This window comes from Vibrio sp. 10N.222.55.B11, assembly GCF_041473705.1.
Classification (GTDB): domain Bacteria; phylum Pseudomonadota; class Gammaproteobacteria; order Enterobacterales; family Vibrionaceae; genus Vibrio; species Vibrio crassostreae_C.
This window is the reverse complement of the sequence record NZ_JBFRST010000004.1, coordinates 275,418-298,687: the sequence shown is the minus strand read 5'-3', so window position 1 is coordinate 298,687 and position 23,270 is coordinate 275,418. Positions and strand designations below refer to the sequence as shown.

The following is a 23,270-nucleotide window of genomic DNA, read 5'->3' as shown; positions in this document are numbered from 1 at the left end:
GTGATGCCGAAGCGAACCTTCGGCATTTAGGAGTATAAATGAAGTATTCTCACCAGCTAGTGATTGGGTCACTGGCTGTTTTCGTTCTTACAGCATGTTCTGGCAACCCGACTCAACGTCGCCAAGCCAAAGATGATTTCGAATACTTAGAAACACCTGAGTTTTCACAATGGCAATTGCCTGTAGATGCTCAGCCTCAGTTCTACCCAAATTTTGACATCCCAAGCGGTGAATTCAGTGGTGGTACTGGTCGTGAAGTGGATATTCGTCCACCGCAACAGGTTCTTGAACTGATCCCGGGTGCTCGTGCTGAGCGTCAAAACGGTGAAGTGACACTATGGCTTCTTCGCGCAGAAGAGGCAGACCGCGTGTGGCAAACGGCTGCAGATATGCTGGCTCAACGTGGTATTGGTATTCGTGAGCAATCAGAGAATGAGATTGAGACCGATTGGGTAACTTGGGTTTCTGAAGATGAAGACGTAGAGATTGGTAGTCGTTACTCTATCTCTCGCTTCCAAGCAAACAACCGTCATGGCTTCAAGATTAATCTGATTGATTGGCGTGAAGGTACTGAAGAGAAAACAGTAACGGCAACCAATAAAGAGCGTTACAACGCGTTCCTGACCAACCTAGTTATGGCTAAGTACGATGAAAACCTTCGTGCTGAAGCGGCGCTGAAAGCGCAAGAGTTGGTGAAGCGTATTCCAATTTCAATGGGTGCTGACCGTAGTGGTTTCCCTGTGATTATTGCTCGTACGCCATACAATGTATTCTGGCAGCGTCTGCCTAACTTGTTGCCTGAAATGGGCTTTGAGCTTGAAGAACGCAATCAATCTCAGGGTACGGTGAAGGCGAAGTACGCAGCACCAGATGATGAGTTCTGGGAAGAAATTGGCCTACAGCCTATCGACTTAGCGCCAGGCACTTACAACTTCCTATTTGGTGACCTTGGCAACCGTACGTCAATCAACGTAACGGATGCATCAGGTAAGCCAGTAGAAGAAGAGCTGCTTAAGTCTATGGTTCCGGTATTAGCGCATATTGCTGACCAAACCAAAGATGACAAAGAAGCGAAAGCTGAGTAGTCATTCAAGCCGTCACAAGCTGAGTTAAATCAGCCTTGTGATTAGCAAAAGCAAATAAAAAAGAGGACACACTGTGTCCTCTTTTTTATTGTATTCGTTGTCATCAGGCTACATTGGTCAATCAAAATTGGTCAATCAAGCTGATTAGCCAAAGCAAAAGGCTATGCGTCTTTATTGTCTTTGGATTCTTCTTTTTCAGCTTTCCCTTGGTTAAGTTTATCCGAGCGATTGAGCTTATCTAAATCTCGCTCAGTTTTACCACGCCCCGTCAGATCCATATTGGCTGTCTGTTTGAGCGCTGCGATGTTACCCACAACAACGCTAACTACGATGATGATGATAACCCAAGGGTTTGTAAGCCACTCCAACATAAGCGCTCCTAATGACTGATATTCGCTACGAAGCGTGCATAGATCTCGTCTAGCTGCTCCATAATAATCTCATACCCTAATACTGGCTTAGATTGGAGTTGCTTGCCAAGTAAAGTCGGAGATAACTGTGATAAACACGACTCCGATACTTTGCGATGGCTGATATGCCATGGTTCGATCGCCACGCCACCCAAATCTTGGCTGTAAGGAAAGAAGAAACCAAATTGTGCAGCATGAACTGATAGCCATTGGTAAAACGATTGCTGGTGGCCAGTAAGGTATTCCCATGGTTCTAATTGCAGATGTATGCCTTCAGGTAAGTGGTTACGAGCAAAGACATCGAAGTCACAACCCCAATGATGACGACTCGCGCCGGGAAGCGCAGACCATCTCAGGATAGCCGATAGCTTTTGTTGTTCGGTCAGTTTTGAAGCATCAAGAGGTTGGCTTTCTGAATCTAATATCGGAGCTTCGCCAGAAAACTTACGGTTCCAAATCAGAGATTGCCTTTCATAGTCGCGAAAGCCGCTGGCAATCTCCATTTTAAAACCAGCGAGCTGAGCAGCTTCAATCAAATTATTCAGGTCATTCTTAACCTCACTGTGGACCAAGAAGGTCTTGGTGCCGATCAGGCTAGGCTCTAGATGAGAATCTGATTGTCCGGTAAGCTGCTCTGGTGTCATAACGAGTCTCTCAATAATTGGATGCTATGAATCGCTGATGAAAGACTATTTAGCGAATAGGTTCACTAATGTTCTTTCGTACATGTCAGTTAGCTTTTCTAAATCGGCTACCTTCACGCATTCGTTAACCTTGTGAATCGTTGCATTCACAGGGCCTAGTTCAACCACTTGTCCGCCCATACGTGCAATAAAGCGACCATCAGATGTACCGCCAGTCGTTAGCAGTGCTGGTTTCACATCATTGACGTGACCCACTGCATCAACAATAGCATCAAGCAGTGAACCTGCGTCTGTTAAGAACGGGTCGCCATTGAATGTCCATCTTAAGTCGTATTCGAAATCATACTTGTCGAGTGTCGTTGTGATGCGCTCAACGATGATGTCGTTGCTTAACTCTGTACTAAAGCGTAGGTTAAACTGAACATTAAACTCACCAGGGATCACGTTTGAAGCACCAGTACCCGCACTCACATTTGGAATTTGGAAACTGGTTGGCGGGAAGTAATCATTACCTTTATCCCACTCAGTTGTTGCTAGCTCATTAATAGCAAGCAGAGAGCTGTGTACTGGGTTGTTTGCTAGGTGAGGGTAGGCAACATGACCTTGTGTGCCTTTAATCGTTAGGTCGCCAGTGATAGAGCCACGACGGCCGTTCTTCACGACATCACCCACGAACTCAGTGCTCGATGGTTCACCAACGATACACATATCGATGTTTTCACCGCGCGCCATTAATGCTTCAACAACACGTACAGTACCGTTGATGAAAGGACCTTCCTCATCTGAAGTGATCAGGAAACCAATTGAGCCTGTGTGGTCTGGGTGTTTGGCAATGAACTGCTCGACGGCAACAATCATTGAAGCCAGAGAGCCTTTCATATCAGCAGCGCCACGGCCATGTAGGAAACCGTCTACGATAGTCGGTTCGAATGGTTTAGTGTTCCACTGTTCGATTGGGCCTGCAGGTACCACATCAGTGTGACCAGCAAAAGCAAACAGAGGCGCTTCAGTACCACGACGAGCCCAGAAGTTGGTCGTATCTTCAAATACCATCACTTCGATTTCAAAACCGAGTGCTTTTAAGCGTTCAATCATCAGGTCTTGGCAGCCTGCATCTTCTGGTGTTACCGATTGACGGCTGATTAGGTCTTTTGCCAGAGCCAAAGTTGGGCTATCTGTCATCCTTGAATTCCTTGTTTAAATAAAACGTCTAGTCATTAATTTTTAGAAGCTGATTCAATGATCAACGTCCAGTTGTCTGTCTATGTAAATACAACGATCTAAGCAAAAATAGCCGCGTATTGGTCGGCTTTAAATCCGATGTGAAGCTTACCTTCAACTTTTAAGATTGGGCGCTTGATCATGGCAGGTTGTTCAACTAGCAAAGTCACCGCTTTTTCTTCTGTTAGGGTGTCTTTCTGTTCTTGAGAAAGTTGGCGATAAGTCGTACCACGTTTGTTTAGCACAAGCTCCCAACCTAGCTCAGAGCAGAAGCTTGTTACTAGCTCTTCTGTGATGCCTTGTTTGCGATAATCGTGAAATTCGAACTCGATACCTTCAGCTTCGAGCCATTTCTTTGCTTTTTTAATGGTGTCGCAATTTGGGATACCAAACATGGTGATAGTCATTATTCTTCCTTTGAGTGATTTTATTTCATTGTTATGAGTTGAATCCTATCAGGAAGCAGCAACTCAGACAAAATAGAGTGATGAATATTTCATAGAGTGAAAAAAAAGCGTAAGAAAATGTCACTATTGGAGACTTATTGATCAGCCTCAACATGTTGTCAGCGAAAAAAGAAATAATTGAGCTGCACATATATAGGAGGTGTCAATGGAGTTGAGTCCTGTTTTTGCAAGGCGGCTATATTTAGCATTGTTAGTGGAAAGCCTTGATAGGCCAAATGTGCCTAAACTCATCGAAAAAACGGGGTGGCCTCGTCGTACTATTCAAGATGTACTCAAGGCGTTACCGGGGATCGGTATCGAACTTATGTTTGTTCAAGATGGGCGACGTCATAATGATGGCTATTACCAGTTATCCGACTGGGGGCCATTTGACAGTCAATGGGTTATCCAGCGTAAAGGCGATATAGCAACAAGCCTTGGATTTAGTGCATAAGCCAGCGAAAGCTGGCTTTCTTTTTTTAGAATAGAAATAGTAGGGAGCATCTCGCTAATATGAGTTGTGAGCTACCCCATTACGTTTCTATTTACTTACACAGATAGGCAGTTCCCAGCATAGTCACGGATGTGGAAAAATCTTGGGGAAGTGTGAATATCACGGTATCTGCGCCTAGCTCAATCGTATTCGACTTGAGTTGATTCATGGCGCCTTGAATCAATGTGTCATTTGGGTAAAACAGGTAGTTGTACCAATGGCCTTCGCTGCCTGTGACTTCCCCTTTATACTGACATTTATCGATATTAATCACGCCATGGTAATCCATTTGCACGTTGGCAGCTTCGCTATGAGGCGTTGATGTCGGTGTCGTGCAACCGAGTAACACGCTACTCATAGCCAAAGCGATTAATTCCTTTTTCATACGCTTATCCTGTTATTTCATCAAATAAATCGCGAAGCCTATCCAGCTAGCGAACAATAATAACCACGGCAATTTACTGGCGTGATTTGATGTTGTTTCAACACTTGTTTCGATCGTGTCTTCTTGGTGTTGATTAGCTTGTTGAGTCTGTTTTTCTTTCTGTACGCGCTTCTTCGCTTTATCGGCTTGGCGGCTGCGTTCTTTTTGCTGTTTCTTGTACAGTGCGATGCCTTTCTCGATACCCTGAGCAATCAGTTTAGTTTGTTCTTTGGTTTGAGCTGGCTTTTGAGTCGCTTTGGCTATCTTCAGTGCTTCCTGTTGAGATTCAACAGAGGGCGTATTAGTTTTGTTTTTCATACTGAGTTCGACAATTAAAACGGATTGGCTACTAAGATAACGCAAAGCTAGTTAAGTATGAATGATTTGCGTTAAAGTGTTGGTTTGAAAATAAGTGAAAGTGAGATTTGTGCGGTACTCCATAGAACAATACGACAAGCACGGCTTTTTGAAAGCTCCAATCTTGCTCTGGCTAGGTTGGTTGTTTCTTGCGAAAGCCTTGGTCGTTTTCATTGTTGCAGGCGCAAGCCGAGAATCGGGAACCGATATTCTTGAGATAATCTACCCAGACCATCAGATGTTTTATGTCGGGATCGCGTTGAGTGTGCCTAGTTTGCTGCTGATGTGGTTATTTGGGCTAAGATCGCCAGATAGAAAGCGCCTTAACAAAGTCGTGTCATGGGGACGTTGGGTTACCATGATGGCTATCTTGGCACAGGGCTCCCATACGATTTATTTAATCTATTTGGATAACGGATGGTTCCGTTGGTCAAATGGCATCACCCTATTGTTGCTGCTGTGGTTAGCGCTTTATCTAACCAATAGCCATGCTGCAAGGGATTGCTTTAAAGTGGTTGAGCTCGAAGACTGATTCTCATCAAAACATTTGTCCCATTCACAATTATACTTAGAAGCTAAAACTGGAAGGAATAATCTATGCTTAATGTTTCAAATGAGCAGCCTAACGTTCAAAGTGCTATTTTGCCTGAAGCTGGGCCTTTCGCGCTTTACGTTCAACTTAAAGTGAACGCTAATACTGCTAATGTACTAGCAGAAATTCAAAAGCTTCCGACTCTAATCGACGAACTAAACCAAACTCAGCCTGATGCGAACTTAACGGCATCGGTTGCGTTCTCAAAAGCTTTTTGGGATAGGTTCGAGCAAGCAGCGCCCGCTGATTTGATCGACTTCCCTGTGCTGGGTGAAGGTGATATCACAGCACCGAGCACACTGTCTGACGTTCTGATTCACTGTCATTCAAACCGACATGATCTGCACTTCTTTATCTTGCGTAAATTGCTATCTGAAGTAGCAGCTGATGTTGAAGTGGTTGATGAAACTTATGGTTATCGCTTCCTAGACTCTCGTGACATGACAGACTTTGTTGATGGCACTGAAAACCCGAAAGACGCACAACGTGCTGAAGTCGCTATTGTGCCTGAGGGTGAATTCGCTGGTGGTAGTTATGTAATGGTGCAGCGTTTTGTGCATAACCTGCCAGCTTGGAATCGTTTGAATGTATCGGCACAAGAGAAAGTGATTGGCCGAACTAAACCTGATTCAATTGAGTTAGATGATGTTCCTGCGGCGTCTCACGTTGGCCGTGTGGATATCAAAGAAGAAGGCAAGGGGCTTAAGATTGTTCGCCACAGTCTACCTTACGGTACTGCTACGGGCGACCACGGCTTATTGTTCATTGCTTACTGTAACGTTCGTCATAACTTCGATGCGATGTTAGAGAGCATGTACGGCGTAACTGATGGCAAAACAGACCAACTGCTTCGCTTTACTAAAGCGGTGACTGGCGCGTATTACTTTGCTCCTTCAACTGAGATGTTGAGTGCATTAACGATTAAGTAAGTCGTCTCAAAAAGAATAAACAAAGGGAGCCTCAGGGCTCCTTTTTTATTAAAGCTTTATATGAATTGGTCGATATAAGAGCAATCGTGAGTTTTATTCCTCTTTTTGTAAGCGAAGGTCTATGGCTATAACTGTCAATACGAATGTCTCGGCGTTAGTAGCTCAGAGAAACCTCTCTAACGCTAATAACATGCTGAACCAATCTTTGGAGCGCTTAGCTTCAGGGAGCCGTATTAATAGTGCAAAAGACGATGCGGCTGGCTTACAGATCTCAAATCGATTAGAAGCACAGATGAGTGGCATTGATGTTGCTGTTCGAAATGCTAACGACGGTATCTCCATTATGCAGACTGCAGAAGGGGCGATGAATGAAACCACTAATATCATGCAGCGCATGCGAGACTTATCCCTACAAGCGAGTAACGGCTCGAATAGTTCATCGGAACGAATCGCTATTCAAGAAGAAGTCACCGCGTTAAATGACGAGCTGAATCGAATTGCCGAAACCACTTCATTCGGTGGTAAAAAACTCCTTAACGGCAGTTTTGGGCACACCTCGTTTCAAATCGGCGGCAGTTCGGGCGAAGCTGTGCAGATTGGTTTGAAAAGCATGCGTACTGATGACATCAACATGGGCGGCTTTAGCTACGTTGCTAATGGCATGGCCAGTGATTCATGGGAAGTGAAATCAAACCAGAATGATATGACGATGTCGTTTACCGATCGTTTTGGTCAGCCACAAGAGATCAGCATCAACGCGAAAGCGGGCGATGATATCGAAGAGTTGGCGACTTACATTAATGGTCAAACGGATCTCTTATCGGCTTCTGTTAATGATGACGGACAACTTCAGATTTATATGTCAGGTGAAGATACCGCGGGTACCATCTCTTTTTCAGGTTCATTAGCCAGTGAGCTTTCGATGTCAGCGGGCTATTACGAGTCAGTTAATGACATCAATGTAACGGATGTGGGTGGTGCTCAGCGCGCCGTCTCTATTTTGGATACGGCGATGAAGTATGTCGATAGCCATCGCTCTGAATTAGGGGCAATGCAAAACCGCTTTGATCATGCCATTAACAATCTTGAAAACGTTCATGAGAATTTGGCGACATCAAACAGTCGAATCAAAGATACCGACTACGCCAAAGAAACCACTCAAATGCTCAAGCAACAAATACTGCAGCAAGTGAGCACAACGATACTCGCTCAAGCCAAGCAAGCGCCGAATCTAGCTTTAACGTTATTAGGTTAATGAATTACCTACAATCTTATAAAAGCATTTCAGCTTGGCCGGTGCTTTTTGGCGAATAAAAATACAATTTCTCACTCGACTGACTTCCCGGCAACTTTAGCGATTTTCTCATCTTTTTTCGATAATTTTACGACCAGTCACGCTTTCTTCTGTTTTACCGCTATTTCTTTAAATTTGTTGTTTTTTTCCTAAAGGTTTCGCCAATCACGCCGTTATTAAAAGTAACTTAGAGATAACTACTTGGTTTTCCGAGACGTCGGAAACCGCTATACCGGAAAATCAATTGGAGAAGTCACCATGGCAGTGAATGTAAATACAAACGTTTCAGCGATGACAGCGCAACGTTACCTAAACAACGCAAACAGCGCACAACAAACATCAATGGAGCGTCTAGCTTCAGGCTCAAAAATCAACAGCGCAAAAGATGACGCTGCTGGCCTACAAATCTCGAACCGTTTGAACGTTCAAAGTCGTGGCCTTGATGTTGCTGTACGTAACGCGAACGACGGTATCTCAATTGCACAAACTGCTGAAGGTGCAATGAACGAGACGACTAACATCCTGCAACGTATGCGTGATTTGTCTCTACAATCTTCAAACGGCTCAAACTCAAAATCTGAGCGTGTAGCGATTCAAGAAGAAGTAACAGCACTGAACGACGAACTGAACCGTATCGCGGAAACGACGTCTTTTGGTGGTAACAAGCTACTTAACGGTACTCACGGTACTAAATCATTCCAAATCGGTGCGGATAACGGTGAAGCGGTAATGCTTCAACTGAAAGACATGCGCTCTGATAACGCTCAGATGGGTGGTAAGAGCTACCAAACTGAGAACGCTAAAGACAAAGACTGGAACGTACAAGCGGGCTCTAACGACCTAAAATTGTCGTTCACTGACAACTTTGGTCAAGCACAAGAAATCGACATCAGCGCAAAAGCGGGTGACGACATCGAAGAGCTAGCGACTTATATCAACGGTCAGCAAGATTCTGTTAAAGCGTCTGTGACTGAAGACGGCAAGCTACAAATGTTCACTGGTAACAACAAAGTGAGCGGCGACGTGTCTTTCTCTGGTGGTCTTGCTGGTGAGCTAGGCATTCAAGCGGGTAAAGACGTAACCGTTGATACTATCGACGTAACGTCTGTTGGCGGCGCACAAGAGTCTGTAGCAGTAATCGATGCAGCACTTAAGTACGTAGACAGCCACCGTGCGGAGTTAGGTGCTTTCCAAAACCGTTTTGACCACGCTATCAGCAACTTAGACAACATTAACGAGAACGTTAATGCATCTAAGAGCCGTATTAAAGATACCGACTTCGCGAAAGAAACGACTCAGATGACTAAGTCTCAGATCCTTTCTCAAGCTTCAAGCTCGATTCTTGCTCAAGCGAAGCAAGCACCGAACTCGGCACTTAGCCTACTAGGTTAATCGATTGAAAAGCCACGTTGACCAATAGTGTTGACGTTAGGCTTCCACAAATTAGCTCGTGGTGAGAGATGAGCGCTAAACAGACCCAGCTTCGGCTGGGTTTTTTATTGCCTGAAATTTGGAGAAGAGAGGGGAGTTGTGGTGTTGGTAGTTGATTGGAAAGCGAGATTCCCTATCACGTTCGTGCCTCACTGTAGGGAATGACGGGAGTTGGGTATTGGTGACTCTATAGCTAACTGTATAGAAGAGGTCGGTTTGAGTAACAATCACTCAGGCTTAAACCATAGTGTTTAATCGTCATCGCAGAATCGAACCTAGCGAGATGTCAGGGATCTCTGTTCGTGAGAGGCCCAAAGAAGAAGGGGATTTGTAGTTGTTAGGTATAAGGCCAAAGCGGCTGGTAATCTGGCATTAGAACTATATAGCAGGCACAAAAAACGCCACCCTTAGGTAGCGTTTTAATTAAAGCAGATAAGTAATCGAGATTACTTAGTTACTTTAAGAACTGGAGTTTCGCCAACAGTTACAGAACCAGAAAGCTTGTTCAGCTCTTTGATTTCGTCCATGTTAGAGATAACAACTGGAGTAAGCGTAGATTTTGCTTTCTCTTCTAGAAGCGCTAGGTCGAAAGTGATGATAGTGTCACCAGCTTTAACAGATTGACCTTCTTCAGCTACACGAGTGAAGCCTTCGCCTTTAAGTTCAACAGTATCGATACCGAAGTGAACGAAAAGCTCAACACCGTCGTCAGACTCGATAGAGAATGCGTGGTTAGTTTCGAAGATCTTACCGATAGTACCGTTAACTGGAGCTACCATTTTGTCGCCAGCTGGTTTGATCGCGATGCCGTCACCAACGATTTTTTCAGCGAAAACTACATCTGGCACATCTTCGATGTTTACGATTTCACCAGAAAGAGGTGCGATGATTTCGATTGCACCAGCATCAGCGCTGTCATCAGATACAAGCTTTTTCAGTTTGTCAAACAGACCCATTGTGTCATGCTCCTAACGTTTAGTTTTATTCTGTAGAATATACTATACCAATCTAACAAATTAGACGACTATTTTTAGCCGTCTAACGTTATTAAGCGATTGGCGATTACTGAGTTTTCTCAGCGATGAACTTTTCTACGCAAGCTTCAATTTCAGCAGCTGTTGGTAGAGATAGTGCTTCGTCAGCCATAGCTTTAACTTCAGCGAAGTTAGAGTTACGGATTACTTTCTTAACTTTAGGGATAGAGATACCGCTCATAGAGAACTCATCTAGACCCATACCAAGAAGAAGTAGCGTTGCACGCTCATCACCAGCAAGCTCACCACACATACCAGTCCACTTACCTTCAGCGTGTGATGCGTCGATCACTTGCTTGATTACTGTAAGAACAGCAGGAGATAGTGGGTTGTATAGGTGAGAAATCATTTCGTTACCACGGTCTACCGCAAGAGTGTATTGCGTTAGGTCGTTAGTACCGATAGAGAAGAAAGATACTTCTTTCGCTAGGTGGTGTGCGATTGCAGCAGCTGCTGGAGTCTCAACCATTACGCCGATTTCGATTTCTTCATCGAAAGCTAGGCCTTCAGCGCGAAGTTCAACTTTGTACTCTTCGATTGCTTTTTTCAGTTCACGGATCTCTTCAACAGAAATGATCATTGGGAACATGATACGTAGTTTACCGTGTGCAGATGCACGTAAGATGCCACGTAGTTGGTCACGTAGGATTTCACGACGATCCAAGCTGATACGTACTGCACGCCAGCCTAGGAACGGGTTCATCTCTTGTGGAAGGTCCATGTATGGTAGGTCTTTGTCGCCACCGATATCCATAGTACGGATAATCACTGACTCGCCTTCCATTGCTTCTGCTACTTCTTTGTAAGCAACGTATTGCTCTTCTTCAGTAGGAAGCGCGTCACGGTCCATAAATAGGAATTCAGTACGGTACAGACCAACGCCTTCACCGCCGTTACGCAGGATACCGTCACAGTCTTTTACTGTACCGATGTTGCCACAAACTTCTACACGGTGACCGTCTAGAGTTTCAGCGTGTAAATCTTTTAGTTTTGCTAGTTCAGCCGCTTCTGCTTCGAAATCTGCTTTGATTTTCTTAGCTTCTGCTAGTTCAGCTTCAGAAGGGTTGATGATGATCTTGTTGTTCATCGCGTCTAGCACAAGCATGTCGCCGTTCTTAACTTGCTTAGTGATATCGTTAGTACCAACGATAGCTGGAAGCTCAAGAGAACGTGCCATGATTGAAGTATGAGATGTACGACCGCCGATGTCACAAGCGAAACCAAGAACGTAGTCTAGGTTGATTTGTGCAGTTTCAGATGGCGTTAGGTCGTAAGCTACTAGGATAACTTCTTCATTGATATCTGCTAGAGATACAATGTTGATGCCTAGAGCATTTTTAACGAAACGAGTACCGATATCACGGATATCAGTTGCACGTTCTTTTAGGTACTCATCATCAAGAGACTCTAGTGCAACAGCTTGCTCTTCGATCACAGTGTGGATCGCGTTGTCTGCGTGCATCTTGTCTTTCTTGATGAGTGCTAAAATCTCTTCTTCTAGCTCTTCATCTTCAAGCAGCATGATGTGGCCTTCAAAGATTGCTTCTTTTTCTTCGCCAAAAGTTTCAAGTGCTTTTTGCTTAACAACTTCAAGTTGTTGAGAAGATTTGTTACGAGCGTCAAAGAAACGCTGTACTTCTGCTTCAACTTGGTCGTCAGAGATAGATTGAGTGTTTAGGACAATTTCATCTTCTTGAAGTAGTAGTGCTTTACCGAAAGCAATACCAGGAGATGCTAGGATGCCTGAAATCATAGCCTTACCTTAGTTGTTCAACTGTAAACGGGAGAGTGTGTGACTTTAAGTCGTCGACTAATGTCGCGCTTATTCCTATCTATTTCGAACAAAGCCACTTTGCTATGCAAAATGGCTTTGAAAGAAGGAGACCGTATTAGTGTAGTTGATCCATAAGAGCAACTAGGTGGTCTACTGCTTGCTGAGCTTGAGGACCTTCAGCTGAAATAGTAACGTTAGTACCTTTTACTAGGCCTAAAGTTTGTAGTTTGAACAGGCTTTTCGCGCTAGCGCTTTTGCCGTTAGAAGTCACTGTGATGTCAGCGTCGAAAGATTTTGCTTCTTTAACGAACTGTGCAGCTGGACGAGTGTGAAGACCGTTTTCTGCTGTGATTTCTACTTGCTTCTCGTACATTTTATATACCCCAATTAATTTATTTTTTGTAAGTTTGTAACCAGATTAGCTTAACTGCTTTAGCCCAAATGCGCTAGAGGCTAGTACGCCATGTTCGTGTTAGAACTTAGACTGGTTATAAATTTTTATCCAGCCATGGTCGTCTTTTGCTGAGTACTCATGACTTTCAGAATTTGTTTATTGCTTCTTTTATTTTGAAGCGAAAAATAAAACAGACCTGATATTACCAAAGGTGGGGCAGGGATCAACAAAAAAGCCCCTAAACGGGGCTTTTTTGGACGAAAAATTGATTTGACCACATATTATTGTTGGTTCTCTTTTTCCGTAAAGATGCCAGCAAATAGGGCTGTGCTTAGGTAACGCTCACCAGAGCTTGGTAGTACAGTAACGATAGTTTTTCCTGCAAATTCAGGTAGTTCGGCGATTCTATTTGCTGCTACAACTGCCGCGCCAGATGAGATGCCTGCAAGAATACCTTCTTCTTTCATTAGGCGTTGAGCCATCTCAATCGCTTCTTCAGAAGTTACCGATTCAACACGGTCAATAATCTCTAAATCTAGGTTTCCAGGGATGAAACCTGCACCGATACCTTGAATTTTGTGTGGAGCTGGTTTGATTTCTTCACCTGCAAGTGCCTGTGCAATCACTGGAGACTCAGCCGGCTCAACCGCGACTGAAGTAATCGCTTTGCCTTTTTCACCTTTAATGTAACGACTCGTACCAGTGATAGTACCGCCCGTACCAACACCCGCTACAAACACGTCGATTTCGCCGTCTGTTGCTTCCCAAATTTCAGGACCAGTCGTCTGCTCGTGAATCTGTGGGTTAGCAGGGTTGTTGAACTGTTGAAGTAGTAGGTATTTGTCTGGGTCTGAAGCAACAATCTCTTCTGCTTTAGCAATCGCGCCGTTCATGCCTTTTGGTGCTTCAGTTAGCACAAGGTTTGCGCCAAGCGCTTTAAGCAGCTTACGACGTTCTAGGCTCATTGATTCAGGCATAGTTAGCGTTAGTTTGTAACCGCGTGCTGCTGCTACGAATGCAAGTGCAACACCTGTGTTACCACTGGTAGGTTCAACAAGCTCGATACCTGGCTTAAGCGTACCTGCTTTTTCTGCTTCCCAGATCATATTAGAACCGATACGGCACTTAACACTGAAGCTTGGGTTACGAGCTTCGATCTTAGCTAGGACGTTACCTTTGCTTACTTTGTTAAGGCGGACTAGAGGTGTGTTACCAATCGTTAGGGTGTTGTCTTCGTAGATCTTGCTCATGCGATATTCCTTCATTTAATGACAGAACTAAACGTAGTATATCAATCACTTTACCGTCTAGTGTCTTACGATGTTTATTCAGCTTGAATTTAGATTAAACAAGTTGAAAAAAAGGTAAAAGGATTAAAAAGTTATATCATATAGATATGTAGCAGAATTCACGCCTATCTTTATTGAAATCAGAACTTCAAAAAGATAGGCGAAACTAGGAAGTATAGGCGGGGTAATAGACGAGAATTATAGACGAGAACGCAGAGCTTGGTCTTTAAACTCAGCAACCCACATTGCCGTCGCGCCGCAAACGGCAACGGGCATTACGATCAGGTTTAGAATTGGAATTGTGGTGAACACAGAAACAAGCGCGCCAAAGCTGTAGCTCTTGCCTTGTTTTTGTTTCAAATTGTTTCTCATGTCATCAAATTTGATTTTATGGTTATCGAACGGGTAGTCGGCGTATTGAATCGCTAACATCCATGCTGTGAAAATGAACCATAAAAACGGAGCAACGGTTTGCCCTAGTGCTGGAATTAACAAAAGTAGGAATAAACCGATCGCTTTTGGCAGAATGTAGACAAGCTTGCGCCATTCTCTCGCTAATATACGTGGGGTATCTTTGAGGACATCAAGTAAACCATCGTCATTAACTTTTTTACCGCTCAACAACTCTTCAACTTTTTCCGCGAGTAAACCGTTGAACGGTGCGGCAATGAAGTTAGCGAGCGTGCTAAAGAAATATGAGAATGTGGCCAAGACGGTTAACACAAGTAATGGCCATAAAATGTATGACAACCACGACAAGAAACTTGGCAATGCACCAATCCAACCTTCAATCCAAGTGTTTAGGTTGGAGAAGATATAAAACAAGGCACCACCAACGAGTAACACGTTCGCGATAAGTGGCATTAGTACAAACTTACGAATGCTCGGTGATAAAGCGATTTTTATTCCGAAAATAAAATAGCCAAAGCCGGAGCGGGGAACAGATTCAATAGTCATATTTAAATTAGGTCACATGTGAATTTGGTTAAATAGCAAACATGTCTAGTGTACTCGACCGAAATTAAGAAAAAAAGCGTGGTGAAAATCACACCATGTAAGGAACTAATTGTATTAAGTTGTTCTAAAACAGTGGCTACTTTTGATAGAGTAGTGAGATTAGCCAAATTAACCCAACTTAGTGACAGTGTGTTTATAGCTAGTTGACTAAGAAAGCTGAGAGCGAAAAATGCAGGAATTGCGATTTGTACTCATTATTGTTGGCGCATTAGCTATCGCCGCATTATTGTTCCATGGTCTATGGACGAGTAAAAAAGAAGGGAAAGCAAAGTTTGGAGATAAGCCGCTCGGTAAGCTTGATAACGACAGCTTAGATGAAGCAGAAACTATTCCAAACCGTTCATTCGCCCCAGAAGATGATTTTGAGATAATCCGAAAAGAACGTAAAGAGCCGGATTTTGCTGTTTCACCCTCTGATACTGATCCGCTGATCGACTCAGATCCGCTAACAGCGCCACAAGCGAAAGAAGCTTACGAAGATGATATCGAATTAAATGATCTTCCTTCTTTCAGCGTAGAAGACCCAATTAAGGTTGAAAGTGAACCTGAAGTGATTGAGGAAGAGAAGGACGTTGAGCCTGAAGTTCCAAGCTTTGAGTTGACTGACGAGCAAAAAGAAAACCATGCCGGCTTTAAAGTGCAGTACGGTTCGTTTGAAGAGCCTTCTGAAACAGTTGATGAGCCAGTCGTTCCAAACGAAACGCTTACTCAAAGAGAGCCCGTTGTTGCGAAAGAAGTCGTGACTCCGCAAAGTGCGACTGTTGAAGAAGCAAAACCAGATGAAGAACTTGGTTTAGAAGTGATCGTTCTTAATGTTCACTGTGCTGGAGAGATCCCATTCGTTGGGACTGAACTTTTCCGCAGCATGGAGAACAACGGTTTAACTTATGGTGAGATGTCTATTTACCACTGCTTTGCACAATCTACAGATGCACCAAAGGTTATTTTCAGCGTTGCAAACATGATGCAGCCAGGAACGCTAGAACATGATGATCCTGCTGACTTCACGACTAAAGGTATTTCGTTCTTTATGACGTTGCCTTGTTATGGTCAAGCTGATCAAAACTTCAATGTGATGCTGAGTGCGGCGCAGAAAATTGCTGACGATATGGGCGGAAACGTGTTGGATGAGTCACGCAACTTAATGACACCAAACCGTTTATCTGACTACCGCAAGCAAATCAGAGACTTTATGACGGCATCGAATGCCTAGCCGTATTGTTTAGCCTTGTAAATAATCTATATTTATAGAAAAGGGCTCCTAAGGGAGCCCTTTTTGATATTTCAATCACGATAGAGAATGATATGAAAGAATCGATTCAAGTTACCTTAGAGCAGTTAAGAGAAACTCTGCATTATCACGCCGTTCGTTATTACGTAGAAGATAGCCCTGAGATCCCTGATGTCGAGTACGATCGATTAATGCAGCAATTGCTAAAGATCGAAGAAGAGAACCCGGAACTAGTGACGGTAGATTCTCCGAGCCAACGTGTTGGTGGTCAGCCTCTCGATGGTTTCACTCAAGTGACTCATGAGATCCCAATGCTTTCTCTGGACAATGCTTTCTCTGATGAAGATTTGGATGCGTTCAATAAGCGAATGTCTGATAGAGCGCCAACCGCTAACCTCAAGACTTTCTGTTGTGAACCTAAGCTTGATGGCCTTGCCGTTAGCCTACTCTATGTGAATGGTACTTTAGTTCAGGCTGCGACACGTGGTGACGGTGCGACGGGTGAAAACATCACTGAAAACGTGCGTACGATCAGCTCTATCCCACTTAAGTTACAAGGTGAAGGCTGGCCGCAGCGTATTGAAGTTCGTGGCGAAGTGTTTATGCCAAAAGCGGGTTTCGATAAGTTGAATGAGATGGCGTTGAAGAAAGGCGAGAAAGTATTTGTTAACCCACGTAATGCCGCCGCAGGTAGCCTGCGTCAGCTTGATTCTCGTATTACTGCGAAACGTCCGCTAGCTTTCTACGCATACAGTGTCGGTGTTGTACAAGGCGCTGAGCTATCAAATAGTCACTACCAACGCTTTTTACAGCTTAAAGGTTGGGGCTTACCTATGTGCCCCGAGACTAAGCAACTGAGCTCTCTCGAAGACGTGAAAGCCTATTACCAAGATATTATGACTCGTCGTGATGCTCTGGCTTACGAGATTGATGGCGTTGTTATCAAAGTCGACGATATCGCGGCTCAAGAAGTACTTGGCTTTGTTGCACGAGCGCCACGTTGGGCAATTGCTTATAAGTTCCCAGCTCAAGAAGAGATTACACTGCTCAATGACGTTGAATTTCAGGTGGGCCGTACTGGCGCTATTACGCCGGTTGCTAAACTTGAACCTATCTTCGTTGGTGGCGTGACGGTCAGCAATGCCACTTTACACAATGCCGATGAGATTGCGCGTTTAGGCGTGAAGGTAGGCGACAGCGTTATTATTCGCCGTGCAGGTGACGTTATTCCACAAATAGTGGCTGTTGTACTAGATCGTCGCCCTGAAACGGCTAGAGACATTGTTTTCCCTGATGCTTGCCCAGTATGTAGTTCTGCGGTTGAGCGTGTAGAAGGTGAAGCTGTAGCGCGTTGTACTGGCGGTTTAGTCTGTCAGGCGCAGCGTAAAGAAGCACTTAAACACTTTGTTTCTAGAAAGGCGCTAGACGTTGATGGACTGGGCGTGAAAGTTATTGAGCAGCTTGTGGACCGTGAAATGGTCGAAACACCTGCTGATTTATTTAAGCTAAGTGCTGGCGTGATTACTGTTCTTGACCGAATGGGGCCTAAATCGGCACAGAACGTCGTGAGTGCGTTGAATAAAGCTAAAGACACGACGTTAGCGCGTTTCCTCTATTCACTCGGTATTCGTGAAGTCGGTGAGGCGACAGCGATGAACTTAGCGCAACACTTTAAGACGTTGGAACTGGTTCAAGCAGCTACTCATGAACAATTAGTTGAAGTGTCAGATATTGGTGACATCGTTGCTAGCCATATCACCAGCTTCTTCTCACAAGAGAAAAACAGAGCGGTCGTCGATCAGCTGATAGAGCTAGGTGTGAATTGGCCAATCATCAAAGAAGCTGCCGATGACCAAGAGCTACCATTAGAAGGTAAAGTCGTTGTGTTAACAGGCTCATTGTCGCAATTAGGTCGAAGTGAAGCTAAAGCTGCGTTACAAGCATTAGGTGCGAAAGTGACGGGTAGCGTATCGAAGAAAACGGACATCTTGTTTGCCGGTGAAGCTGCGGGTTCTAAATTAACTAAAGCACAAGATTTAGGTATCGAAATAAGAACAGAAGAAGATCTAATAGCCCTTATTTCGTAAGTAAATACAGATAAAAAAAGCTCAAAGGCACTCCTTTCAAGGGAGTGCCTTTTTTGTTTCTGATATAAAAATGAGGGCTTTTTAATTGTTGAGAATTTTGTTCCTATACGAACTCTAAAATCAGGACAGTGACGCTGCTCAACATTAATGAAATACCATTCTAGTTGTATCAAAAATGCGAGTCATATCTATTTTTACAAAGTGATAATTGCCTCAAGTTGTTGAATTTATTGGTATTGATTTTGTTTTGGTGAGGATTTTTCTATTTATCGATCTGGATCACTAAGTACCTATTAAATTTGCACCAACTCATATTTTTTTAGATGAAAATTAAGTTCTCATTGATCTTTTTGAGGGCGAAGTTAGTCTTAATGCCATGGATGCACATGATGTGTATAACCAGAAAGGAAATAGAGAATTCAGAGTTTAGGGTTCTCAAACAAGAAAAGGTATTTCTCTCTACGGCGGCCAACTTTAGGCGGGGAATATTCAAACAGCTATATCCATTTTTAGGAGTTTTATTCCATGGAAAACAAAATTTTCAAACGTACTCTACTAGGTGCATCCGTTGCACTTTTATCGACAGGCGTAATGGCGAAAGAAGTTGGTATCAACTCTGATTTCAACGTTGACGTATACGGTGTTGCAGCTATCTCTCTAGTTAACTACAACACAACTGACAACAACGACTCTAGTACTGGTTACGCTGTAGAGAATGAATCTCGTATCGGCTTCCGTGCTCATAAAGAGATGTTTGATGACGTATTAATCACAATGCAGATTGAATCTGGCTACGTAGATAGCACAGACTGGGGTCATGGCGGCGTTTCAGGCGGTGTGCTTGGTTTCCGTGATACGTTCGTTGGTGCTTCTGGCTCTTGGGGTAACCTGCGTGTGGGTCGTGTTCTTACTCCACTATACGAAATCGTCGACTGGCCATTCTCTAACCCTGGTCTAGGTTCTGTATTCGATTGGGGCGGCATCAACGGTCACTACGATCGTCAATCTAACCAAGTTCGTTACGATTCAGCTAAATTTGGCGGTTTCTCTTTTGCAGCTTCTGTTGGTCGTGATGATAACGACAACGGTGGTGGCGCAGCGACTCGTGATGCAAACTTCGTTGGCGCAAGTGCTAAATACAGCTTTGAGAAAATCACATTCATGGGTGCGGTTGAATCTGGTACTCGTGTAGTTGCGGCAACTCAGGATGAATGGGCAATTGCTAACACAACAGGTATTAAAGATGCAGACGACAACGCTGTAAACGTAGGTGATACTTATCTTAAGACTAAAGGTGAGGCTGGGTACGATGATGACACATTCGCATACATCGTTGGTTTCGAAGCTAGCCTACCAGCAGGTTTCGGTTTTGCTGCAGCATATAAAGGCGAAGAGCTAGATAACGGTCTCCGTAAAGTAACTCAAGATTCTTACTCGGTTATTGGCCAATACTGGAATGGTCCAATCGGTTTCAAACTAGGTTACGCAGCTAACCTTGAGTCTGAAACAAATGGTGCTAAAGATGCTAACTCAGACAGCAACACTATTTCTGGTCAGCTAATGGCTGTTCATAACGGTTTCGTACCTTACCTACGTGTAGCGGGTCGTACTGTTGGTGACGCTGATACAGATATCGTAACTCGCGTTGGTCTTGAATACGGTTTCTAAGCTAGAATCTTTAGCTTAAACAGTTAGATAAAAATCAAAACGCTGGTAAATTTTGTTTGCCAGCGTTTTTCCATAGTGAACATAAGGAATTAGTCATAATGAATAAAGTTAGTGTAGTTGTATTATCATTATTTTTGGGAGCTTGTAGTTCACTCGATTCACAAAGTAATTTTGCAGACTCAGTTGCTGATGTTCAGCCTAAAGGTGGTTACATTAAAGTAACTGGGCAATCTTATGTAGCGGAAAGTAAAGCGAATGTCGGGGCAGACATCCTGAAATCGTCACTCTACTTTATATACAACAAAGAAATAACGCAGAATTCGGCTCCAGAATCTTCCATTACCATGGATGTAAGCTATTTCCAGAGCTATAAAGAATACGAAACCGTTAGCTTTTTTGGTAAGACGATAGACCTTGAAGAGAGACAACTTCCAAGAGAGAGCTGCAGCGAACACTGCACAAAGACTCAGTATATTAAATTTCCATTGAGCGAAGCTGACATCCAGCAAGCAAGAAAAAAGAATTTAGAATTTACACTTGATGGACAAAACTCAGTGATGAGTACAACTTTCATTGTGCCGAAAGCGTATATCGACACAATTTATAACGGTGCAAATAATCATACGGCTATCGCTGTTGCTCCGGTTGCGGTACCTGTTGCGGCTGTAGTTGCTGAAGAACCAAAAGCGTCTCAAGCTCAAGAGATGGTTAATTACTGGTATGGTCAAGCGACAAAAGAAGAGCAAGCTGCTGTGACTGATTGGGCATTCAAGAATCGTAAAAACGCTACCCCAACATCACTAGAAGGCTCAAAAGAAATCGAAATGGTTTCATATTGGTTCAATAAGCTAAACAGCGAAGAAAAATCTCAAACTATGATTTGGCTATTAGAGCAAGAGTAGGCTTCTAACGTAAGTCTCTAGCTATGTTTTTCAACCGCAGTATTGTATAACAGCAGTACTGCGGTTTTTCATTTTAGGCTTACAGGTAAGATTGTGAATATTGGTGAAGTAGCGAAGCGTGTTGGTACAACAGCGAAATCCATTCGTTTTTACGAAAGTAAAGGCATGATGAGCCCACCGCACCGATCAGAAAATGGTTACAGGCAATATGGCGAGATTCATATCGAACAGTTAGAGTTCGTTTTGAGAGCTAAAATGGTTGGTTTCACTCTCGATGAGTGTAAGTCACTGGTTGAGTTGGCAATGAATCCCAACAGACAAAGCTACGAAGTAAAGAAGAAGGCTACTCAGAAGTTAGATGAAATAGAGTTGAAGCTTGCGGAGTTAAACAAGATGAAGGTGCAGCTACAATCTTGGGTACATGACTGCCCTGGAGATACTTCAACGGAATGTCCTATCTTGAATAATCTATCTGGCCGCAGTTAGGTTATTCCAGTTCTAAATAATCGTCAGGCAGCAATTTCATTACTAGCCTGACTTTAATCACCTATCACAGCACCTTTCCGCCGTAATGTTTACAGATCAACAGTGGTACATGAGTGACTGCGTTACCATCTGAACACTTAACGATAGGCCCCATGTTTCCGTTACCAGGAGACTGACTGCTCGCTAGAGCGCTTCCAAATGACAAGCTGAAAATAGCCGTTAGAATTATTAAAAAATGTCTCATACAAACTCCATTAGGTTTATCTCTAATTGAGATAATTGAAAGTATGGACAAGGAAAAGAAAATTTCAAAAATTGGACGGACTTAACATTTTTAATAATTATAAATAAGCGAGAGTAAGGTTAACTATTCATATATATATTGGGTAAGAAATCTGGCTTTCTTATACCTTTTTAGCTCAATCAAACTTTTTAGCTTTACGAAATAAGAACTTATTTTTTTTTCAATTCAATCTATCGCAATGATAATTCGAATATTATTAAGGTTCAAAAATAGAAAAAGCCTGCATTTATTGAAAATGCAGGCTTCATATAGCTCTTGTTTATAAAGGTTCTATTATTAGAACGATTCCGTCTAAATCGACAATCTTAATTTCGGTTCCAGATGGAATATCTTGACTGGCCTTTGCTGACCAAGAAGAGTCACCGAACTTAATTCGACAGCTACCTTTCTTTACGTCTTCACTTAAAATAACGGTTTGACCTACCAATTGCTTTTCTCTTTGGTTTAACTCTCGCCCTGCATCCGATTGCTTGTCATTCGAGAGTTGTCTTCTCCACCACAACCAAGTGGTAATAAGAGAGAAGCTAGCAAAGGACAGCCATTGCATCTGCCAACCAATTGGTAATGCTCCTAATAGGGCACCGACCAGCATGGCAGATATGCCTATCCATAAAAAGTAACCAGCGGTTCCAATTAGCTCAAGCGCTAACAATGCTAGACCAAACGCTAACCAATGCCAGTGGTTTACTTGTTCTAGTAATTCGACCATAAGTTAGTCCTTACTACCTTTGTCATTCTTATGTGCAAACATCTCCGCGATACCCGCTACAGAACCCATAAGGCCAGTTGCTTCGAGTGGTAGCATGATGATCTTGCCGTTTTCAGCTTGGCCTATAGATTTCAATGCGTCGGTGTAACCTTGTGCAATGAAGTAATTGACCGCTTGCATGTCACCTTGAGCAATTGCCGTTGATACCATTTCTGTCGCTTTAGCTTCTGCTTCTGCGGCACGCTCACGGGCTTCTGCTTGCAATATTGCCGCTTGCTTCTCACCTTCTGCTTTCAGGATCTCTGATTGCTTGTGGCCTTCTGCTTTCAAGATCTCAGCTTGTCGTACACCTTCTGCTTCTAAGATATCAGCACGTTTATTACGCTCGGCTTTCATCTGGGCATTCATCGCAGCAGTAAGGTCTGCTGGTGGCTGTACGTCTTTAATTTCGATACGGGTGACTTTTACGCCCCAAGGGTTTGTCGCTTCATCAACGATGTTCAGTAGCTTGGTATTGATCATGTCACGCTGACTCAGCATCTCATCCAGTTCCATCGAGCCAAGCACAGTACGGATATTGGTGAGGGTTAAGTTACGGATCGCATGTTCAAGGTCATTCACTTCATAAGCTGCCTTAGGCGCGTCGATAACTTGAACAAAACAAACCGCATCGATAACCACATTTGCATTATCTTTGGAGATGACTTCTTGTGCTGGGATGTCGAGAACACGCTCCATCATGCTGATGCGCTGTCCAACTTTATCAATAAATGGAATGATTAAGTTAAGACCCGGTTTAAGGGTGTGTGTGTATCGCCCGAAGCGTTCAACGGTCCAGTTGTTGCCTTGTGGAACGGTTTTTACGCCAGCGAAGATAAATAACAGTGCGACGGCAGTAAAGACGCCGATAGTAATCAAGGTATCAATAGGCATACAAAATCCTTTGCAAGTTTGAGTTTTTGATAGTTCAGTATTGATACTGGCTCATATTTAAATTCTGAGCAAATTTATAAACGAGAAATGGGCCATAAATCATTGATTTTATGGCC

General features: G+C 43.5%; 25 protein-coding genes. 11 read left to right on the top strand and 14 right to left on the bottom strand.

The features are described 5' to 3' along the window. The first annotated feature begins 38 nt into the window (after positions 1-38). Entirely contained in the window at positions 39-1,085 is a 1,047-nt protein-coding gene (bamC, locus tag AB4503_RS02490; RefSeq protein ID WP_372113538.1) for an outer membrane protein assembly factor BamC, read from the top strand. Between the two features lie 161 nt (positions 1,086-1,246). On the opposite strand, the gene AB4503_RS02485 is transcribed toward bamC, so the two are convergent. The 4 genes from AB4503_RS02485 to AB4503_RS02470 all read right to left on the bottom strand — a co-directional run bounded on the left by AB4503_RS02485 (position 1,247) and on the right by AB4503_RS02470 (position 3,767). Continuing rightward, positions 1,247-1,456, bottom strand: coding sequence for a DUF2897 family protein (locus AB4503_RS02485; RefSeq protein ID WP_372113536.1), 210 nt, complete (start codon positions 1,454-1,456; stop codon positions 1,247-1,249). An 8-nt stretch (positions 1,457-1,464) separates the two neighbouring features. Further along, complete coding sequence (locus tag AB4503_RS02480; RefSeq protein WP_017063385.1) at positions 1,465-2,139, bottom strand: M15 family metallopeptidase; 675 nt, start codon at positions 2,137-2,139, stop codon at positions 1,465-1,467. 45 nt (positions 2,140-2,184) lie between these two features. After that, complete coding sequence (dapE, locus tag AB4503_RS02475; RefSeq protein ID WP_017060700.1) at positions 2,185-3,321, bottom strand: succinyl-diaminopimelate desuccinylase; 1,137 nt, start codon at positions 3,319-3,321, stop codon at positions 2,185-2,187. Positions 3,322-3,419: 98 nt separating this feature from the next. Beyond that, positions 3,420-3,767 (bottom strand): ArsC family reductase, encoded by a 348-nt coding sequence (locus AB4503_RS02470; RefSeq protein ID WP_017060699.1) that lies wholly within the window; start codon positions 3,765-3,767, stop codon positions 3,420-3,422. Positions 3,768-3,972: 205 nt separating this feature from the next. On the opposite strand from AB4503_RS02470, the gene AB4503_RS02465 reads away from it, so the two are divergent. Then, positions 3,973-4,260, top strand: a complete 288-nt coding sequence (locus AB4503_RS02465; RefSeq protein ID WP_004734273.1) for a helix-turn-helix domain-containing protein — start codon at positions 3,973-3,975, stop codon at positions 4,258-4,260. 91 nt (positions 4,261-4,351) lie between these two features. On the opposite strand, the gene AB4503_RS02460 is transcribed toward AB4503_RS02465, so the two are convergent. Continuing rightward, complete coding sequence (locus tag AB4503_RS02460; protein WP_065585044.1) at positions 4,352-4,684, bottom strand: DUF4156 domain-containing protein; 333 nt, start codon at positions 4,682-4,684, stop codon at positions 4,352-4,354. 12 nt (positions 4,685-4,696) lie between these two features. After that, positions 4,697-5,041: a DUF2956 domain-containing protein gene (locus AB4503_RS02455; protein ID WP_372113534.1), complete on the bottom strand. Its 345-nt coding sequence runs from the start codon at positions 5,039-5,041 to the stop codon at positions 4,697-4,699. 109 nt (positions 5,042-5,150) lie between these two features. Here AB4503_RS02455 and AB4503_RS02450 point away from each other — a divergent pair, with 109 nt between their 5' ends. From AB4503_RS02450 to AB4503_RS02435, 4 genes are all read left to right on the top strand, one after another. Further along, the gene (locus AB4503_RS02450; protein WP_017060696.1) at positions 5,151-5,612 is read left to right on the top strand and encodes a DUF2919 domain-containing protein; all 462 of its coding nucleotides are present in this window, start codon (positions 5,151-5,153) and stop codon (positions 5,610-5,612) included. A 65-nt stretch (positions 5,613-5,677) separates the two neighbouring features. After that, on the top strand, positions 5,678-6,601 hold the full coding sequence (locus AB4503_RS02445) for a Dyp-type peroxidase (RefSeq protein ID WP_137001211.1): 924 nt from the start codon (positions 5,678-5,680) through the stop codon (positions 6,599-6,601). Positions 6,602-6,722: 121 nt separating this feature from the next. After that, positions 6,723-7,856, top strand: coding sequence for a flagellin (locus tag AB4503_RS02440; RefSeq protein WP_372113532.1), 1,134 nt, complete (start codon positions 6,723-6,725; stop codon positions 7,854-7,856). Positions 7,857-8,153: 297 nt separating this feature from the next. Beyond that, complete coding sequence (locus AB4503_RS02435; protein ID WP_372056246.1) at positions 8,154-9,287, top strand: flagellin; 1,134 nt, start codon at positions 8,154-8,156, stop codon at positions 9,285-9,287. A 485-nt stretch (positions 9,288-9,772) separates the two neighbouring features. Here the strand turns inward: AB4503_RS02435 and crr are convergent, their stop codons facing one another. The 5 genes from crr to cysZ all read right to left on the bottom strand — a co-directional run bounded on the left by crr (position 9,773) and on the right by cysZ (position 14,774). Continuing rightward, positions 9,773-10,282: a PTS glucose transporter subunit IIA gene (gene crr, locus AB4503_RS02430; protein WP_004737851.1), complete on the bottom strand. Its 510-nt coding sequence runs from the start codon at positions 10,280-10,282 to the stop codon at positions 9,773-9,775. A gap of 106 nt (positions 10,283-10,388) precedes the next feature. Continuing rightward, positions 10,389-12,113, bottom strand: a complete 1,725-nt coding sequence (gene ptsI, locus AB4503_RS02425) for a phosphoenolpyruvate-protein phosphotransferase PtsI (protein WP_048660880.1) — start codon at positions 12,111-12,113, stop codon at positions 10,389-10,391. A 136-nt stretch (positions 12,114-12,249) separates the two neighbouring features. Further along, positions 12,250-12,507 (bottom strand): HPr family phosphocarrier protein, encoded by a 258-nt coding sequence (locus AB4503_RS02420; RefSeq protein ID WP_004734263.1) that lies wholly within the window; start codon positions 12,505-12,507, stop codon positions 12,250-12,252. Positions 12,508-12,809: 302 nt separating this feature from the next. Beyond that, positions 12,810-13,778, bottom strand: coding sequence for a cysteine synthase A (cysK, locus tag AB4503_RS02415; protein ID WP_017061934.1), 969 nt, complete (start codon positions 13,776-13,778; stop codon positions 12,810-12,812). A 237-nt stretch (positions 13,779-14,015) separates the two neighbouring features. Further along, the gene (gene cysZ, locus AB4503_RS02410) at positions 14,016-14,774 is read right to left on the bottom strand and encodes a sulfate transporter CysZ (protein WP_029235129.1); all 759 of its coding nucleotides are present in this window, start codon (positions 14,772-14,774) and stop codon (positions 14,016-14,018) included. Positions 14,775-15,003: 229 nt separating this feature from the next. Between cysZ and zipA the strand changes: the two genes are divergently transcribed. The 5 genes from zipA to cueR all read left to right on the top strand — a co-directional run bounded on the left by zipA (position 15,004) and on the right by cueR (position 21,208). Then, a complete protein-coding gene (gene zipA / locus AB4503_RS02405) occupies positions 15,004-16,047 on the top strand; it encodes a cell division protein ZipA (RefSeq protein WP_017061932.1) in 1,044 nt (347 codons plus the stop codon). A gap of 92 nt (positions 16,048-16,139) precedes the next feature. After that, entirely contained in the window at positions 16,140-18,152 is a 2,013-nt protein-coding gene (ligA, locus tag AB4503_RS02400; RefSeq protein WP_371724307.1) for an NAD-dependent DNA ligase LigA, read from the top strand. Positions 18,153-18,677: 525 nt separating this feature from the next. Continuing rightward, a complete protein-coding gene (locus AB4503_RS02395; RefSeq protein ID WP_372113529.1) occupies positions 18,678-19,820 on the top strand; it encodes a porin in 1,143 nt (380 codons plus the stop codon). Positions 19,821-19,918: 98 nt separating this feature from the next. Further along, the gene (locus tag AB4503_RS02390; protein WP_372113527.1) at positions 19,919-20,722 is read left to right on the top strand and encodes a DUF2057 domain-containing protein; all 804 of its coding nucleotides are present in this window, start codon (positions 19,919-19,921) and stop codon (positions 20,720-20,722) included. Positions 20,723-20,815: 93 nt separating this feature from the next. Continuing rightward, on the top strand, positions 20,816-21,208 hold the full coding sequence (cueR, locus tag AB4503_RS02385; RefSeq protein WP_017061928.1) for a Cu(I)-responsive transcriptional regulator: 393 nt from the start codon (positions 20,816-20,818) through the stop codon (positions 21,206-21,208). A 64-nt stretch (positions 21,209-21,272) separates the two neighbouring features. Here the strand turns inward: cueR and AB4503_RS02380 are convergent, their stop codons facing one another. The 3 genes from AB4503_RS02380 to AB4503_RS02370 form a co-directional block, all read right to left on the bottom strand. Beyond that, a complete protein-coding gene (locus tag AB4503_RS02380) occupies positions 21,273-21,452 on the bottom strand; it encodes a hypothetical protein (RefSeq protein WP_017061927.1) in 180 nt (59 codons plus the stop codon). A 319-nt stretch (positions 21,453-21,771) separates the two neighbouring features. Then, a complete protein-coding gene (locus AB4503_RS02375) occupies positions 21,772-22,221 on the bottom strand; it encodes an NfeD family protein (RefSeq protein ID WP_372113525.1) in 450 nt (149 codons plus the stop codon). 3 nt (positions 22,222-22,224) lie between these two features. Next, on the bottom strand, positions 22,225-23,154 hold the full coding sequence (locus AB4503_RS02370) for an SPFH domain-containing protein (RefSeq protein WP_017063395.1): 930 nt from the start codon (positions 23,152-23,154) through the stop codon (positions 22,225-22,227). Positions 23,155-23,270: the final 116 nt, after the last annotated feature.

Excerpts from the sequence above, each read along its gene's own strand:
- AB4503_RS02370 (WP_017063395.1), bottom strand. The coding sequence starts at position 23,154 with ATGCCTATTGATACCTTGATTACTATCGGCGTCTTTACTGCCGTCGCA.
- AB4503_RS02465 (WP_004734273.1), top strand. The coding sequence starts at position 3,973 with ATGGAGTTGAGTCCTGTTTTTGCAAGGCGGCTATATTTAGCATTGTTA.
- bamC (WP_372113538.1), top strand. The coding sequence starts at position 39 with ATGAAGTATTCTCACCAGCTAGTGATTGGGTCACTGGCTGTTTTCGTT.
- ptsI (WP_048660880.1), bottom strand. The coding sequence starts at position 12,113 with ATGATTTCAGGCATCCTAGCATCTCCTGGTATTGCTTTCGGTAAAGCA.
- AB4503_RS02470 (WP_017060699.1), bottom strand. The coding sequence starts at position 3,767 with ATGACTATCACCATGTTTGGTATCCCAAATTGCGACACCATTAAAAAA.
- AB4503_RS02395 (WP_372113529.1), top strand. The coding sequence starts at position 18,678 with ATGGAAAACAAAATTTTCAAACGTACTCTACTAGGTGCATCCGTTGCA.
- cysZ (WP_029235129.1), bottom strand. The coding sequence starts at position 14,774 with ATGACTATTGAATCTGTTCCCCGCTCCGGCTTTGGCTATTTTATTTTC.
- AB4503_RS02485 (WP_372113536.1), bottom strand. The coding sequence starts at position 1,456 with ATGTTGGAGTGGCTTACAAACCCTTGGGTTATCATCATCATCGTAGTT.
- AB4503_RS02435 (WP_372056246.1), top strand. The coding sequence starts at position 8,154 with ATGGCAGTGAATGTAAATACAAACGTTTCAGCGATGACAGCGCAACGT.
- AB4503_RS02460 (WP_065585044.1), bottom strand. The coding sequence starts at position 4,684 with ATGAAAAAGGAATTAATCGCTTTGGCTATGAGTAGCGTGTTACTCGGT.
- AB4503_RS02445 (WP_137001211.1), top strand. The coding sequence starts at position 5,678 with ATGCTTAATGTTTCAAATGAGCAGCCTAACGTTCAAAGTGCTATTTTG.
- ligA (WP_371724307.1), top strand. The coding sequence starts at position 16,140 with ATGAAAGAATCGATTCAAGTTACCTTAGAGCAGTTAAGAGAAACTCTG.
- crr (WP_004737851.1), bottom strand. The coding sequence starts at position 10,282 with ATGGGTCTGTTTGACAAACTGAAAAAGCTTGTATCTGATGACAGCGCT.
- AB4503_RS02440 (WP_372113532.1), top strand. The coding sequence starts at position 6,723 with ATGGCTATAACTGTCAATACGAATGTCTCGGCGTTAGTAGCTCAGAGA.
- cysK (WP_017061934.1), bottom strand. The coding sequence starts at position 13,778 with ATGAGCAAGATCTACGAAGACAACACCCTAACGATTGGTAACACACCT.
- AB4503_RS02420 (WP_004734263.1), bottom strand. The coding sequence starts at position 12,507 with ATGTACGAGAAGCAAGTAGAAATCACAGCAGAAAACGGTCTTCACACT.
- AB4503_RS02380 (WP_017061927.1), bottom strand. The coding sequence starts at position 21,452 with ATGAGACATTTTTTAATAATTCTAACGGCTATTTTCAGCTTGTCATTT.
- AB4503_RS02375 (WP_372113525.1), bottom strand. The coding sequence starts at position 22,221 with ATGGTCGAATTACTAGAACAAGTAAACCACTGGCATTGGTTAGCGTTT.
- dapE (WP_017060700.1), bottom strand. The coding sequence starts at position 3,321 with ATGACAGATAGCCCAACTTTGGCTCTGGCAAAAGACCTAATCAGCCGT.
- AB4503_RS02390 (WP_372113527.1), top strand. The coding sequence starts at position 19,919 with ATGAATAAAGTTAGTGTAGTTGTATTATCATTATTTTTGGGAGCTTGT.
- AB4503_RS02480 (WP_017063385.1), bottom strand. The coding sequence starts at position 2,139 with ATGACACCAGAGCAGCTTACCGGACAATCAGATTCTCATCTAGAGCCT.
- AB4503_RS02455 (WP_372113534.1), bottom strand. The coding sequence starts at position 5,041 with ATGAAAAACAAAACTAATACGCCCTCTGTTGAATCTCAACAGGAAGCA.
- zipA (WP_017061932.1), top strand. The coding sequence starts at position 15,004 with ATGCAGGAATTGCGATTTGTACTCATTATTGTTGGCGCATTAGCTATC.